Below are 13,753 nucleotides of genomic sequence, written 5' to 3' on the forward strand. Positions count from 1 at the left end.
AGCCGGACACGGTAATGATGTTGTGGATAGAATGATTGCTGAGATAAGTATGCATAAGCTGGTGCTGATTGGGGTAGGGCTGATAGGTGGTTCGCTGGCACTGGATTTAAAACGGGCGGCACGGGTGGAAGAGGTGGTTGGTATTGATATTGATGCCGACAATCTGACGCGGGCACTAGAGCGACGAGTAATTGATTGTGCCTGCGAATGCATTAATGCAGAAAGTGTGGCTGATGCCGATATGGTGCTCATCGCTACGCCAGTTAATACTTTGCCGATTATCTGCCGCCAGCTTGCGCCATTTTTGCCAGATAGATGTATTGTCACTGATGTGGGCAGTACTAAGCAGCTGGCTTTACAGGCTTTTGCTGCTGAGTTGCCACAGCATTATGAGCGCTGTGTGGCGGCACATCCGATTGCTGGTTCCGACCGTCATGGGGCGCTGGCGGCACAGTTTGGCTTGTTTGCTGCAAAAAAATGTATTATCTGTGCTCATGAGCAGCAGGATAAAACGGCTTTGCAGGCTGTGGAAGCAATGTGGCAAGCGGTGCAGGCGCAAATTTATCATCTGGATGCAGCCAGACATGATGCGATTTTTGCTGCTGTAAGCCATTTGCCGCATATGCTGGCTTATGCCTATGTGCATCAGCTGGCGGAAGCAGCTAATGCGGATGAGCTGTTACAATTTGCTGGTAGCGGTTTTAGGGATTTCACCCGAATTGCTGCCAGTCATCCGCAGATATGGACGGATATTTGTTTGGCGAACCGACAGGTGCTGGCTGGTCTGCTTGAGAAACAACAGCTGGAGCTGGCGTATTTGAAGCAATGCCTGCAAGATGGTGATGCGCAGAAGCTCACGGCTTTTTTTGCAAAGGCACAAAAAATCCGCGAAAGCTGGCAAAATGAGCAAATTCAGGCTACAGCAGGTGTGCCGGCAGGCAGATAATACCTTGGTATGGCTAAGTGATGGTTAGATAAAGTCTTTTTTGATATTTTTTCAGCACAAGTTAGATGCAGTTAATGAATTTTGCGGTATTTTTAATTAAAATAACCTTATTTTGTCGAATTAATACAAAATATGACTTGCTATGCAGGCGTAGTTGAGGCATAATTCGCTTCGTTAAATCAGCTCCTAGTTGGTTTAACAGTTTCTCCTCTATTTCTCCTTTGTAGACTTGGCGCACACTTAACCGTGTGCGCATTTTTTTATCTGTTTTTAATATGCTAACGGGATTTTTATAAGTCATATTCGACTCGTCTCTTAGTTGTATTTTGTTTGTTACTAAAGAGGTACATTCTGGATATTTGGTTTTAAATAGCGAAGTGTTGTCGTAAAGCCAGAAAAATATAGGCCTAAGCTTTTGTTGGTATATGAATGCTGTTAGGATAGTTGTTTTATATTTAGACTCAGGGGAAGATTATGTCTGGTGAAAGTAATTTGCATGTTTTGCTGCAATCGGCAGCGCCGCAGCATAATGCGGGCAAATATGTGTTCTGTACCGTAAAGCAGCCGGTGGCTGAATTGCTGTCTGCTGCTGTGGCTACTGTGCAGGAAAGTGAGGGAACTACGCTGATTCTGCCTCAGGCTGTGGCTGATGAGCATCAGCTAAGCTATGACTACGTTGCAGGCTGGATTACCTTGAAGGTGCATTCATCTCTGTCTGCTGTAGGACTTACCGCCGCTTTTTCTCGCGCTCTGGCACAGCAGAATATCAGCTGTAATGTTGTGGCCGGCTATTATCATGATCATATCTTTGTTGCAGAAACTGATGTAGCACCGGCTTTGGATATTCTCAATCATTTGGACAAAGCATAATAAGATATGACCGGCTTGAATCATGATTTTGCGTTGGCAAAAATCATGATTTGACTATATTTCGATTTTGTTAATTTGTTAACATAGGTCGGGTTTATCAATATTTTTAGTTGCTTGAAAATAGTTATATGGATTGCTTAATTTCATTATCAATTTCAAGTCTTTGTCTCGGCCTTAGTACAATTTCATTCTGATTTACATACTATTTGATAAAAATTAGGTCTGCTATGTGCTGAAGCTTCTAAATCTATATGTTCGATATTTGAAAGCATGTTTTACCAGCAAAAATAAAGTAGTGTGCAGTGTGATGGAGATGTTCTGAATATTTAAAAAAAGTATTGCTGCGAATGGTTGTTACTGGCTTGAGGATGAAAAAACAGGGCGGAAAATTTAATTTCCGCCCTGTTTTCTGAAGATATTAATTAAAGATTATTCGGAAAATCGGCTGGTAATTCGCTGGCAGGACAGTTAATGATGCTTTCATCATTTTCACCACAATCACGGATGAAGGTAATGGTGGCAAATTCATCTATTACTTCCGTAGGATAGGCCGGACCAGCTTCTCGGTAAGCTTCCATTTGTGGAATATGCTCATTCTGGAAGCAAACGGTTTTTTCCGGATTGTTGATTACCCAACGTGGGAAAAAGATGGTGCCGTGGAAAATTTTGTCGGACAGGTTGACGCTCAGGCTGACGTCGGTACCGGTTGGTTCGGTCCATGAGATTTTGTATACATTTTCAGCCAGCCGTACTAGATAGACTTTTTGACTTTTTACCCAACGATTGCCCACTATGCCACTGTGAATGCGGTAATCGATTGTGTTGGCATTTTTCACGTATATTTCGTAGTTCCAACCATTATCATAGGTGTAAACCAAATGTTTTCCTAGAATATTGCTCAGATCGTTTTTATCAAATACAGACATTTTTTTCCTTTCAATTAAAAGATATTTTGATTAAATGGATAAGTGAAGTTTAAACAGGTATGGACCAGATGAATAACGTTATTTTTGAGATAAAATGTTCTAAAATTTCGATTGATTCGCGATGAAAACAACACTGGAACAATGGCAGCTTTTACAGGCTGTGGTGAGCTATGGCAGTTTTGCCCGTGCTGCGGAAGCCTTTAACCGCAGCCAGTCTTCCCTGAGCTACCAGTTGATGTTAATGCAGGAACGGCTGGGTGTAACGTTGCTGACTATTGTTGGCCGCAAGGCAGAGCTGACAGCGTCTGGTCAGCAGCTACTGGCACAGGCCTTGCCTCTGTTGCAGGGGTTTGAGAAGCTGGAAAACCGTTCCCGTGCGCTGCAACGCGGTGAGCGGGCACGGTTAGATTTGGTGGTGGACAGTATTTTTCCTAAAACGCGTCTGTTTACAGTTTTACGCCGTTTTCAACAGGTTTATCCCTCTACTCAAATTCATCTGACTGAAGTGCTACGAAGTGAAAGCTGTGCTGTGCTTCAACAGCAACAGGCCGATGTCTACATCATCACGCCGAGCGCAGAAATGATACGTCAGGGTAAGTTATTGCTGGAGGTGAACTTTGTAGCTGTGGCCCAGCGTGAGCATCCGCTGCTGGCTTTGCCGGCACCGCTGGATCAGGATGTGCTGGTTCGCTATCCCTTGATTGAGATTGTTAGCCGCGAACAGCAGCAGCTACCCTACCGGCAAGTAAGTGCAGCAGAAAACTGGACGTTTACCACAATTGAAACGGCTATTGAGGCTGTAACTCAGGGTGTAGGCTATGGCTGGCTGCCGGAAGAACGGATTCAGGTGCAGTTGGCCAGTGGGGAATTACAGGTTTTACCATTAAAATATGGTGTGCGGCGTGCTACGCCGGTATATTTGTTTTTGAATCAGGATGAGGCTCAGCTGGACAATGAAACAGCGTTATTGGTCAGGCTGATTCAGGATAAAGTATGAATGCCGAACGATTATTCAGTCTTAGAATAGCTAGTGCTGTGATTTTATTCTAGGTGTAGGAGTTGTTCTTCTTTTACTTCTTCCATTACCACATAACTGCGGCTTTCGGCTGCCGCAGGTAGCTGGAGCAATATATTGCCCAGCATATTGCGGTAGGCGTGCATATTGGGCAATCTCACTTTAATTAGGTAATCGTATTCGCCAGATATGAGATGGCATTCCAGTACTTGCGGAATGGTCAAAACTTCTCGCCGGAAATCTTCAAAGATGTTACCGGATTTAGAACGCAGTTTGATTTCGACGAATACCAGCAGGCTTTGATTCAGGGCACGTGGATTCAGGCGGGCGTGATAGCCGGTAATGATGTTTTCACGTTCCAGCCGCCGTACTCGTTCGGTAACCGGTGTGGTAGACAACCCTACTTTATCGGCCAGTTCGGTCATGGTGGTGCGGGCATTTTTTTGCAGTAAGGACAAAATTTTCATGTCCACTTTATCAATCTGGTGCATGATTAATTTGTAGTTTGAATGTGATAAATTATTAAAATACACCTTTTTTTGGTAAAAATAAAGTGAAATTCACTATCATTCTTTGTTTACACTAGGAGAAGTTACTAAACAGTTTATTTTCAGGATTCTGCCATTAAACAGCCGCGATATTCCGGTTTGATTTTCAGGGAGCTAATGTAATGAAAGTTCTGATTATGGGGGCAGGTATTGTTGGGGTAAGCACTGCCTGGTATTTAGCCAAGGCCGGTCATGAGGTAACAGTGCTGGAGCGAGCTGATCAAGCAGCAATGGAAACCAGTTTTGCTAATGCCGGCCAGTTATCCTATGGCTATACCACGCCGTGGGCTGCACCAAGTATACCAGCCAAAATAAGCAAGTGGTTGTTTAAAGAACATTCCCCGCTGCTGATCAGGCCTGATGGCAGTCTGTTTCAGCTACGCTGGCTGTGGCAGATGTATCGCAATTGCAATGCGCAAAGCTATGCGACCAATAAAGAACGTATGGTTCGTATTTCAGAATATAGCCGAGAAATGTTGCGGCAGCTGGAAGCTGAAGAGAATATTCAGTACGAAGGACGCCGGCAGGGTACGTTGCAGATTTTCCGTACCGAAAAAGAAGTGATTGATTCGCGTTCGGATATTGCTGTTTTACAGGATTTTGGTGTGCCGTTGCAGATACTAAACAGCGTGACGGAATGTACGCAGTATGAACCGGCATTGGCTCATATGGCCGGCAGGTTAGCTGGTGCTCTATATTTGCCTCAAGACGGTACTGGAGACTGCCATTTATTCACCACCCGTCTGGCTGAGAAATGTGAGGCGCTGGGGGTAAAATTTCTGTATCGGCATGCGATTACTGATATCCGGCAGGATAAGTGTTCGATTAAAGGGGTAGAGGCAAATGGTCAGTGGTTTAATGCGGACCATTATGTTTGTGCTTTGGGAAGTTTCAGCCGCAGTATGATGCGTAAACTGGGAATAAATTTGCCTGTTTATCCGGTAAAAGGTTATTCACTGACAATTCCTATTATTGATAAGGATAAAGCTCCCGTTTCTACGGTGATTGATGAAACCTATAAGGTGGCTGTGACACGTTTTGATGAACGCATCCGTGCTGGTGGAATGGCTGAATTATCGGGTTATCGTATTCATTTAAATCCGGCTCGCAAGGTGGTGTTAGATTTAGTGGTGAATGATCTGTTTCCTGGCAGTTGCCATACATCGGAAGCTTTTTTCTGGAGCGGCCTGCGGCCGATGACGCCGGATAGTACGCCGATTATCGGTGCCAGCCGGTTTGTGAATCTGTCGCTGAATACCGGCCACGGTACGCTGGGTTGGACGATGGGGCTGGGTTCGGGAAAAGTTTTGGCAGATATCATTAGCGGAGTGAAGCCGGAAATTGAAACTGGTGATTTGTCGTTAGCTCGATATGTGTAGATATGTCAGATAGTTCGGTCTGGTGTAACAGTCTGTGGCATACACAGGATGTAAAAAGTTTTATCATTACGGTTAATATATTATTAATCTGACAGGCGCCAATTTTCCGGCCGGAAAATGTAGGTTATCCTGTTGAAAAGGTTTGTATATGGCTGACGATAAAATTTTGTTGCTGGAAGTTGCACCTGTTGGCAGGATAATCGTATTCAATCCTCAGACGGGAGCACACCAGATTCTGGCTGATGAGCTGCATGATTTTCCAGATGGAATTGCTGTTGATATCCACCATCAACGATTGTTTTATTCCAGTATGGGTCGAATAAAAGAACCGGATTCTCTGGAATTTTTTCAGGCCGATGGAATGATTGCTGAAGTTTCGCTCGACGGACAGCAGCGGCATGAGCTGGTTGGACATGGTTTGTTTGTTACCGGCAAGCAACTGGTGTTTGATGAAGATGAGGGTCAGCTTTACTGGTGTGACCGTGAGGGAATGCGTGTCTGCCGCTATGATTTGCGAAGCGGAAAAACGGATGTACTGGTACAAACTGGGTTGTATCCGCGAGATGCGCATGACTATGCGCGCCATTGTGTGGGCATTGCATTGGATAAGCAGCATAATTATTTTTACTGGACACAGAAAGGGCGGCCGAAAGGAGGAGAAGGTCGTATCCTGCGAGCCCATCTGCAGCCGGAAGCTGAATTTGATGCTGCGACCCGCAGCGATATTGAGACGGTACTGGATAATCTGCCCGAACCTATTGATCTGGAAATAGACCATGTCAACCAGATGCTGTACTGGACGGACAGAGGTCTCGATGCTGCTGGAGGAAATAGCCTGAATTGTGCAGCCATCTGCACAGACGGGCTGAGAGACCATCAGGTATTGGCTACCGGTTTACAGGAAGGAATCGGGCTGGCTGCGGATTTTGTCCATTCGCTAATCTATATTACGGATTTGGGTGGTAATCTGTGGCGTTATGATATACAGCAGCGCGGGCCTTTGTATAAACTGGCACAGTTTGGTCCGCTTACCGGCATTGCTTTACTGAAACAATAATATGACAGACATCAATACAGGGGATCAATAATGCGTCCGTTAGTTGCGCATATTCGTTTAAATCATTTGCGTGATAATTTTCTGGCTCTGAAACAGATGCATGGCGGCGGCAGAATGCTGGCTGTGGTGAAGGCCAATGCCTATGGCCATGGGGCGGTACCTTGTGCACAGGCGCTGGCTGATGTGGCCGATGGTTTTGCAGTAGCTTGCATCAACGAGGCGGTAGAGTTGCGTAATGCGGGTATAGAAATACCTATTGTTATGCTGGAAGGTGTTTTTGCGCAGGAAGAATATGCACTGGTTGATCAATATCGATTGTGGCCAGTAGTGGGTAATTTATGGCAGCTGGAATCATTGTTGGCGCACAACTGGCAAAAACCGGTAACGGTATGGCTGAAAATGGATTCGGGCATGCATCGTACTGGTTTTTTTCCGCATGATTATGCACCGGCCTATCAGGCACTGGCTCAAAGTGATAAGGTAGCTGAAGTGGTTAAAATGACTCATTTTGCCTGTGCTGATGAACCTATGAAAACCATGACTGCAGAACAAATTCACACGTTCGAGATGGTATGTGCCGATTTACCTGGAGATGTCAGTTTGGCCAATTCTGCCGCGATTATGGCGTATCCGCAAACCCAGTGCGGCTGGGGACGTGCTGGTTTGGCGCTGTACGGAATTTCGCCGATGGGTGGAACTGACAGCCGCTTTAAGCCGGTGATGCGGCTGGTAAGTAAAGTATTTGGTGAGCGTGTTTTGCAGATGGGAGAGCCAATCGGCTATGGTGCCAGCTTTGTGACTTCACGTTCAACCCGCGTCGGGTTGGTGGCTTGCGGCTATGCTGACGGTTATCCGCGTCGTGCGGCAACGGGTACACCTGTGGCCATAGATGGAGCACGTAGCTGTGTTTTGGGGCGAGTTTCTATGGATATGATGACAGTACAGCTGGATGACCACCGCCAGTCTCTTGGCAGCGAAGTTGAATTATGGGGCGATGTGGTGAATGTCAATGAGGTGGCTGCTGCTGCCGGCACTATTTCCTATGAGCTGCTGTGTAATGTTAAACGGGCGGAAATGGTATATGAATAAGATGCCATGGTTTGTCAATTTTTGGGTAAATGTTTGGCAAGACAGAAAATTTGGTTTATAAAGATGTAATATGTTTTCAGGCAGCTGTGCAAGCTGCCTGAAGTTATTTTTTATTGAGTTTATGATAATGGAAATAGAAACACTGAAACTGGCCAAAGCATTGATTGCACAGCCGTCTGTCACACCAGATGATCATGGCTGCCAGCCTCTGCTGATGAGCAGGCTCAGCGCACTTGGTTTTAACATTGAAACCATGCGTTTTGGAGAGACCGATAATTTTTATGCGCGATGGGGCAATCAGGGGCCGCTGATATGCTTTGCCGGACACACAGATGTGGTACCGGCCGGTGACGAAAGCCGCTGGAACTCGCCTCCATTTACGCCGACAGAGCGTGAAGGCAAATTATTTGGCCGCGGAGCTGCTGATATGAAAAGCAGTGTCGCGGCTTTTGTTACTGCCTGCGAACGCTTACTGCTGCAACAGCCGGATTTGCCACTGCGTTTGGCTATGCTGATAACTTCAGATGAAGAGGGTGACGGACACGATGGCACCAAACGTGTGGTCGAAACCCTGAAACAGCGTGGTGAACTGATTGATTATTGCATTGTTGGTGAGCCTACTGCTGCAGATACACTGGGTGACATGATAAAAAACGGCCGGCGCGGCTCCTTATCCGGCACATTGCGGGTATACGGCCGGCAGGGACATGTGGCTTATCCGCATCTGGCCGCCAACCCTGTCCATTTAGCAGCGGCAGCACTGGCTGAACTCACTGCCATGCACTGGGATGATGGTAATACCTATTTTCCTCCTACCGGTTTTCAGATTTCCAATATACATGCCGGTACTGGTGCCACCAATGTGATTCCAGGCGAGCTTACTGTGCAGTTTAACTTCCGTTTTTCCACTGAATCCAGTGCCGAAAATCTACGTCAGCGTGTACACACTATCTTAGATAAGCATAATTTACACTATGATATAGACTGGACATTGTCCGGACAGCCTTTTCTAACGACTGCCGGTCGTTTAACCGACGTAGCGCAGAAAGCCATCAAGTCTGTTTGCGGTGTGGATGCCGAGCTGTCTACCACGGGCGGTACTTCTGATGGCCGTTTCATTAAAAACATAGCTCGGGAACTCATTGAGCTAGGGCCGGTTAATGCGACCATTCATCAGATTGATGAGTGCGTGGATATTACTGCGCTGGCACAGTTATCGGCAATATATGAAAACATGCTTCAGCAGCTGGCCTGGCCTGATGCCTGCCTACATAAATAAGGAGAAAATAATGAGTACGGTGAACCAGAAACATTTTTTAAAACTGCTGGACTATACGCCAGCTGAAATTCAGAATCTGCTCGACCTAGCGGCGAGACTGAAAACCGAAAAGAAAATCGGTGTGGAACAACCCCGTCTAGGCGGTAAAAACATTGCTCTGATTTTTGAGAAAACTTCTACCCGTACCCGTTGTGCCTTTGAAGTGGCAGCACACGATCAGGGAGCACATGTAACTTATCTGGACAGTAGCGGCAGTCAGATTGGTCATAAGGAAAGCATTCGTGATACCGCACGTGTTCTCGGCCGCATGTATGATGCGATTGAATACCGAGGTTATGGTCAGGAGATTGTCGAGCAGCTGGCAGAATTTGCCGGTGTGCCGGTGATTAACGGATTAACCAATGAATTCCATCCGACACAGATGTTGGCTGATTTGCTGACTATGAAGGAAAACTGTAAAAAATCTCTAAACCAGATTGCTTATACCTATGTGGGTGATGCGCGTTACAACATGGGTAATTCTTTGCTGGTAGCCGGTGCCAAAATGGGAATGGATGTACGCATCGGCGCACCACGTGCTTTCTGGCCAAACGATGATTTAGTCAGTCAGTGTCGTAGCATAGCTGAGCAGACTGGAGCGCGGATAACTTTAACCGAAGATGCAGCCGCCGCAGTCGATCAAACCGATTTTATCCACACTGATGTCTGGGTATCGATGGGTGAGGCCAAAGAAGTGTGGCGGGAACGGATAGAGCAGCTAAAGTCTTATCGCGTAGATTCACAGTTACTGGCTGCTAGTCACAATCCCAATGTTAGATTCATGCACTGTTTGCCCGCTATTCACAATCGTGATACCGGCATAGGTCAGTGGCTCTTTGAAGAGTTTGCTCTGGATGGTGCTGAAGTGAGTGAGGATGTATTTGAAAGTAATGCATCTATCGTATTTGAGCAGGCAGAAAATCGTATGCACACCATCAAAGCTGTACTGGTGGCATTACTGAGTACCTGAAAGGTTTAGCCTGCTGTCAACGGAGAGAATAGTTATGAAAGCAACCTCCAATCAGTTATTAATCAATCCGCATCATTTGGCTTTTTTATTGTCAGTGATGGTGGCCATTATGCCATTTTCTACAGATATTTATTTGTCTTCTGTGCCGGAAATGGCTTCTTCTCTGCATGCACCTATCGATCAGATTGAACGCAGTTTGGCCAGCTTTATGTTTGGCGTGGCACTGGGACAACTATTTGGGGGAGCAATATCCGATATTAAAGGACGTAAGGTCATTGCCATGATTGGCCTGAGCGTTTACCTGCTTTCAGCCATTGCCATTGTATTCATTGATTCAGCAGATGAGCTGCTGTTTTGGCGCTGGATTCAGGCCATTGGTGGCGGCATGGCCACGGTTACTGTTGGCGCAACCGTGCGTGATTTTTTCCATGGTAATGAAGCAGCAAAAATGTTTGCCACCATTGGTATCATTACCCTTGCTGCTCCGTTAGCTGCACCGATGCTGGGTACGGCGCTGGCGGCATTAGGTGGGTGGCGTGTTATTTTTATCTTTCTGCTGCTTTATGCTCTAATTGTGCTGCTATGCGTGTGGCGCTTTATGCCGCAGGTCAAAATGGATATTCAGCCGTTAGATAGTCAGGTATTTCATAAGATAAAACAGAATTTTTCAATGGTTTTCCATGAGCGCGAGGCATTGGGATTCATGTTTTTTCAGACTGCTGCGTTTGCGGCAATGTTTGTTTTTCTCACCGAATCGTCTTTCTTATACATGAATATCTATGGCCTGAGTCCGCATGAGTATTCATGGGCATTCGGTGCCAATGTGATTACCATGATGCTGTTTAATCGGATCACAGCTTACCGTCTGCGTACGACGCCGGCACGCAATATTCTGCTTAGTGGTGTGCTGCTACAACTAGGCTGTAATTTACTGCTGACCATCGTGGTGTGGAGCATGAACCGGCCACCATTTTTTCTGCTATTGGGTCTGATTATGTTTTCCATCGGTTCACAGGGTTTAATTGGTTCCAATACTCAGGCTTGTTTTATGAGCTATTTCCGTAAAATCGGTGGCAGTGCCAATGCAGTACTCGGAACCATGCAATTTTTGATCGCCGCTACTGTTGGCTGGCTGACTACCTTGCTGCATAATGGTTCGACTCATGTGATGCCCACCATGATGCTGATTTCTACTAGTTGCGGTGCTATTTTACTATGGGCTCTGTCGCGCACTGCGTGGCAGAAAAAGCACCGTTGATTTCGGGCAGCCGCAGCAGGCTGCCTTTTTCATGTTTTTCTGAACAACAATTAAAACACTACTAATTATGTCTGATAACGATAAACTCAAACCACATCGCGATGCCATAGACCAGATAGACAGCGAAATTTTGCGCTTACTGAACCAGCGTGCCAGCCACGCTCAGGCTATCGGTACTTTAAAAGGAGAAGGAATCGTCTATCGTCCTGAACGCGAAGCAATTGTTTTGCGCCGTATACAGGAACAGAATCCTGGGCCACTATCCAGTCAGGCGGTTGCCCGTTTACAGCGAGCCATTATGAGTGAATGTTTGGCGCTGGAACGACCTTTGACCATTGCTTATCTTGGTCCGCAGGGTACCTTTACCCAGCAAGCAGCGATCAAACACTTTGGTCAGGCCGCGCAGACACAGCCATGCACTTCAATAGACGAAGGATTTCGTCTGGTAGAGGCGCAACAAGCCGATTATGTTGTCACGCCAATTGAAAATTCGACCGAAGGTTCCGTCGGGCGCAGCCTAGATTTGTTGCTAACCACACCATTAAAAGCTTGTGGTGAAGTTAATCTACGCATTCATCATCAATTATTGCGTATCATCGATTCCACAGAAAACATTACTAAAGTTTATGCACATGCGCAGGCACTGGCACAGTGCCGAAGCTGGTTGGAGAAAAATCTGCCCGAGCAAACAGCTCGCATTGCGGTTGCCAGTAATGCCGAAGCAGCACGGCTGGCTGCTGCTGACTGTAGCGCTGCCGCCATTGCTTCTCTAATGGCAGCTGACCATTACCAGTTGCAGATACTGGCGCAGAATATCGAAGACGAACCCAACAATACAACCCGTTTTCTCGTACTTGGGCGCAATATCACCACCAGCAGTGGTCGCGATAAAACCTCATTGATTGTAGCTGCACCCAACAAAGCAGGTGCCGTACATGATTTGCTCCAGCCTTTTGCAGACCATCATGTATCCATGACCAAACTTGAAAGCCGCCCCAGTCGTGGTGGATTATGGGAATATGTGTTCTTTATTGATATCGAGGGTCACCAGCAAGATGCTGATGTAGCCGCCGCATTGACTGCCTTGCAGCAACGTTCAGCATTCCTAAAAATAATCGGTTCTTATCCGCAGGCAGTAATATGAATGTAAAGCTAATAATTGATACTAACAGTTAATATTCGCCTCTGACTTGGAGACAAAACAAGCATGAAAAATATCGTTGTCTATTGTGGTTCCAATCTGGGACAGAATAAAGCCTATTTTGATGCAGCCCAGCAACTGGGCAAAGAAATGGCACAACAAGGCTATCGTCTCGTTTACGGAGGTGGCAATATCGGTCTGATGGGTACCATCGCTTCATCTGTGCTCGACCATGGCGGAGAAGCCATAGGCGTAATTCCTAGCTTTTTGAAAAATCTTGAAGGCGCACATCCGGGGCTAAGCGAACTGTATGAAACTTCTAATATGACAGAGCGCAAAAACAAAATGATAGAACTGGCTGATGCCTTCATTGCCATGCCCGGTGGTCTGGGTACCTATGAAGAATTATTTGAAGTCTTATCACAGGCACAGCTCAAGCTGCATCCGCATCCAGTAGGAATTCTGAATGTAGCCGGTTTTTTTGATCCATTGATTCAAATGTTGCAAAACACAGTTACCGCCGGATTCATGCCGCCAGAAAACATGGATTTACTGTGTAAAGCCACAACACCTGCAGCGTTATTAGATCAGTTACGCCACTGGCAGCCGCGTGATGCGGTGAAATGGGTGACTCCGCAATGGGCGCAGCAGATAAGAGATACATTATGCTGACTTTGGCAGTACTGAATCACCTTATTCAGCAAAATGTTGAACTGAAAGCCAGCTGGCAGCAATACCAGCAACGGGTAGTAGCACTGGTGCTACCAATGCTGACACTCAAAGGCCGCATCGATGCTCAGGGTTTCTGGCAAGAAGACAACACTGAAGCTGAAACTACCATTACCATTGCTTCCACCGCTTTGACTAAAATGCTCATTGGCCAGCAACCGGGAGTTGGTGATATTGCCATTACTGGTGACCGTGCATTGGGCATGGCTATTCTGCCGTTGATACAGGCATTACAGTATGACTGGCGTGATGATTTGGCGCGGCTTTTGGGCGATGCCATCGGCGGGAAAGCAGCGCTGGAGCTGGAAAATCTATATCAGCAGGGGTGTGGCATCAGTCAGAGTATTGCAGCACAGATTGCTGACTATGCACAGGAAAGCGATGCAGTGGTTGTGAGCAAAGTTCAGTTGCAGCAGTTTGCCGCACAGGTTGAAATGCTGCGCGACGATACAGCTCGCCTTGCAGCCCGCCTCAGCCTTTTGCAACAACAGACGAAATAATACCCAT

General features: G+C 46.4%; 14 protein-coding genes. 12 read left to right on the forward strand and 2 right to left on the reverse strand.

Annotation, left to right across the window (positions count from 1 at the left end):
* Positions 1-49: 49 nt before the first annotated feature.
* Positions 50-946, forward strand: a complete 897-nt coding sequence (locus tag J3U75_RS11010; RefSeq protein WP_267392137.1) for a prephenate dehydrogenase — start codon at positions 50-52, stop codon at positions 944-946.
* 474 nt (positions 947-1,420) lie between these two features.
* Positions 1,421-1,816, forward strand: a complete 396-nt coding sequence (locus tag J3U75_RS11015) for an ACT domain-containing protein (RefSeq protein ID WP_267392138.1) — start codon at positions 1,421-1,423, stop codon at positions 1,814-1,816.
* A 422-nt stretch (positions 1,817-2,238) separates the two neighbouring features.
* Here J3U75_RS11015 and J3U75_RS11020 read toward each other — a convergent pair whose 3' ends face one another.
* Entirely contained in the window at positions 2,239-2,742 is a 504-nt protein-coding gene (locus J3U75_RS11020) for a phenolic acid decarboxylase (RefSeq protein WP_267392139.1), read from the reverse strand.
* A gap of 121 nt (positions 2,743-2,863) precedes the next feature.
* Here J3U75_RS11020 and J3U75_RS11025 point away from each other — a divergent pair, with 121 nt between their 5' ends.
* Entirely contained in the window at positions 2,864-3,739 is an 876-nt protein-coding gene (locus tag J3U75_RS11025) for a LysR family transcriptional regulator (RefSeq protein WP_267392140.1), read from the forward strand.
* A 44-nt stretch (positions 3,740-3,783) separates the two neighbouring features.
* Here the strand turns inward: J3U75_RS11025 and J3U75_RS11030 are convergent, their stop codons facing one another.
* The gene (locus J3U75_RS11030; RefSeq protein WP_100140483.1) at positions 3,784-4,248 is read right to left on the reverse strand and encodes an Lrp/AsnC ligand binding domain-containing protein; all 465 of its coding nucleotides are present in this window, start codon (positions 4,246-4,248) and stop codon (positions 3,784-3,786) included.
* A gap of 179 nt (positions 4,249-4,427) precedes the next feature.
* Here J3U75_RS11030 and J3U75_RS11035 point away from each other — a divergent pair, with 179 nt between their 5' ends.
* The 9 genes from J3U75_RS11035 (at position 4,428) to J3U75_RS11075 (ending at position 13,746) form a co-directional block, all read left to right on the forward strand.
* A complete protein-coding gene (locus J3U75_RS11035; protein ID WP_100151806.1) occupies positions 4,428-5,684 on the forward strand; it encodes a D-amino acid dehydrogenase in 1,257 nt (418 codons plus the stop codon).
* A gap of 148 nt (positions 5,685-5,832) precedes the next feature.
* Entirely contained in the window at positions 5,833-6,741 is a 909-nt protein-coding gene (locus J3U75_RS11040) for a hypothetical protein (RefSeq protein ID WP_267392141.1), read from the forward strand.
* A gap of 30 nt (positions 6,742-6,771) precedes the next feature.
* A complete protein-coding gene (gene alr, locus J3U75_RS11045) occupies positions 6,772-7,830 on the forward strand; it encodes an alanine racemase (RefSeq protein ID WP_267392142.1) in 1,059 nt (352 codons plus the stop codon).
* 121 nt (positions 7,831-7,951) lie between these two features.
* Complete coding sequence (gene dapE, locus J3U75_RS11050) at positions 7,952-9,109, forward strand: succinyl-diaminopimelate desuccinylase (RefSeq protein ID WP_370469925.1); 1,158 nt, start codon at positions 7,952-7,954, stop codon at positions 9,107-9,109.
* 10 nt (positions 9,110-9,119) lie between these two features.
* Positions 9,120-10,118: an ornithine carbamoyltransferase gene (gene argF, locus J3U75_RS11055; protein ID WP_267392143.1), complete on the forward strand. Its 999-nt coding sequence runs from the start codon at positions 9,120-9,122 to the stop codon at positions 10,116-10,118.
* Between the two features lie 34 nt (positions 10,119-10,152).
* A complete protein-coding gene (locus tag J3U75_RS11060; RefSeq protein WP_267392144.1) occupies positions 10,153-11,376 on the forward strand; it encodes a multidrug effflux MFS transporter in 1,224 nt (407 codons plus the stop codon).
* A gap of 67 nt (positions 11,377-11,443) precedes the next feature.
* A complete protein-coding gene (gene pheA, locus J3U75_RS11065; RefSeq protein ID WP_267392145.1) occupies positions 11,444-12,520 on the forward strand; it encodes a prephenate dehydratase in 1,077 nt (358 codons plus the stop codon).
* A 63-nt stretch (positions 12,521-12,583) separates the two neighbouring features.
* Complete coding sequence (locus J3U75_RS11070) at positions 12,584-13,189, forward strand: TIGR00730 family Rossman fold protein (RefSeq protein ID WP_267392146.1); 606 nt, start codon at positions 12,584-12,586, stop codon at positions 13,187-13,189.
* Complete coding sequence (locus tag J3U75_RS11075) at positions 13,183-13,746, forward strand: ubiquinone biosynthesis accessory factor UbiJ (protein WP_267392147.1); 564 nt, start codon at positions 13,183-13,185, stop codon at positions 13,744-13,746. Before J3U75_RS11070 ends, J3U75_RS11075 begins: the two co-directional genes overlap by 7 nt.
* Positions 13,747-13,753 lie beyond the last annotated feature (7 nt).

Source organism: Snodgrassella sp. B3088, assembly GCF_026535815.1.
GTDB classification, from domain to species: Bacteria; Pseudomonadota; Gammaproteobacteria; order Burkholderiales; family Neisseriaceae; genus Snodgrassella; species Snodgrassella alvi_E.

Bases quoted from the DNA above. Each gene is read 5' to 3' on its own strand.
- J3U75_RS11075 (WP_267392147.1), top strand. From the start codon at position 13,183: ATGCTGACTTTGGCAGTACTGAATCACCTTATTCAGCAAAATGTTGAA.
- pheA (WP_267392145.1), top strand. From the start codon at position 11,444: ATGTCTGATAACGATAAACTCAAACCACATCGCGATGCCATAGACCAG.
- J3U75_RS11025 (WP_267392140.1), top strand. From the start codon at position 2,864: ATGAAAACAACACTGGAACAATGGCAGCTTTTACAGGCTGTGGTGAGC.
- J3U75_RS11060 (WP_267392144.1), top strand. From the start codon at position 10,153: ATGAAAGCAACCTCCAATCAGTTATTAATCAATCCGCATCATTTGGCT.
- dapE (WP_370469925.1), top strand. From the start codon at position 7,952: ATGATAATGGAAATAGAAACACTGAAACTGGCCAAAGCATTGATTGCA.
- J3U75_RS11020 (WP_267392139.1), bottom strand. From the start codon at position 2,742: ATGTCTGTATTTGATAAAAACGATCTGAGCAATATTCTAGGAAAACAT.
- J3U75_RS11030 (WP_100140483.1), bottom strand. From the start codon at position 4,248: ATGCACCAGATTGATAAAGTGGACATGAAAATTTTGTCCTTACTGCAA.
- J3U75_RS11010 (WP_267392137.1), top strand. From the start codon at position 50: ATGCATAAGCTGGTGCTGATTGGGGTAGGGCTGATAGGTGGTTCGCTG.
- alr (WP_267392142.1), top strand. From the start codon at position 6,772: ATGCGTCCGTTAGTTGCGCATATTCGTTTAAATCATTTGCGTGATAAT.
- J3U75_RS11035 (WP_100151806.1), top strand. From the start codon at position 4,428: ATGAAAGTTCTGATTATGGGGGCAGGTATTGTTGGGGTAAGCACTGCC.
- J3U75_RS11070 (WP_267392146.1), top strand. From the start codon at position 12,584: ATGAAAAATATCGTTGTCTATTGTGGTTCCAATCTGGGACAGAATAAA.
- argF (WP_267392143.1), top strand. From the start codon at position 9,120: ATGAGTACGGTGAACCAGAAACATTTTTTAAAACTGCTGGACTATACG.
- J3U75_RS11040 (WP_267392141.1), top strand. From the start codon at position 5,833: ATGGCTGACGATAAAATTTTGTTGCTGGAAGTTGCACCTGTTGGCAGG.
- J3U75_RS11015 (WP_267392138.1), top strand. From the start codon at position 1,421: ATGTCTGGTGAAAGTAATTTGCATGTTTTGCTGCAATCGGCAGCGCCG.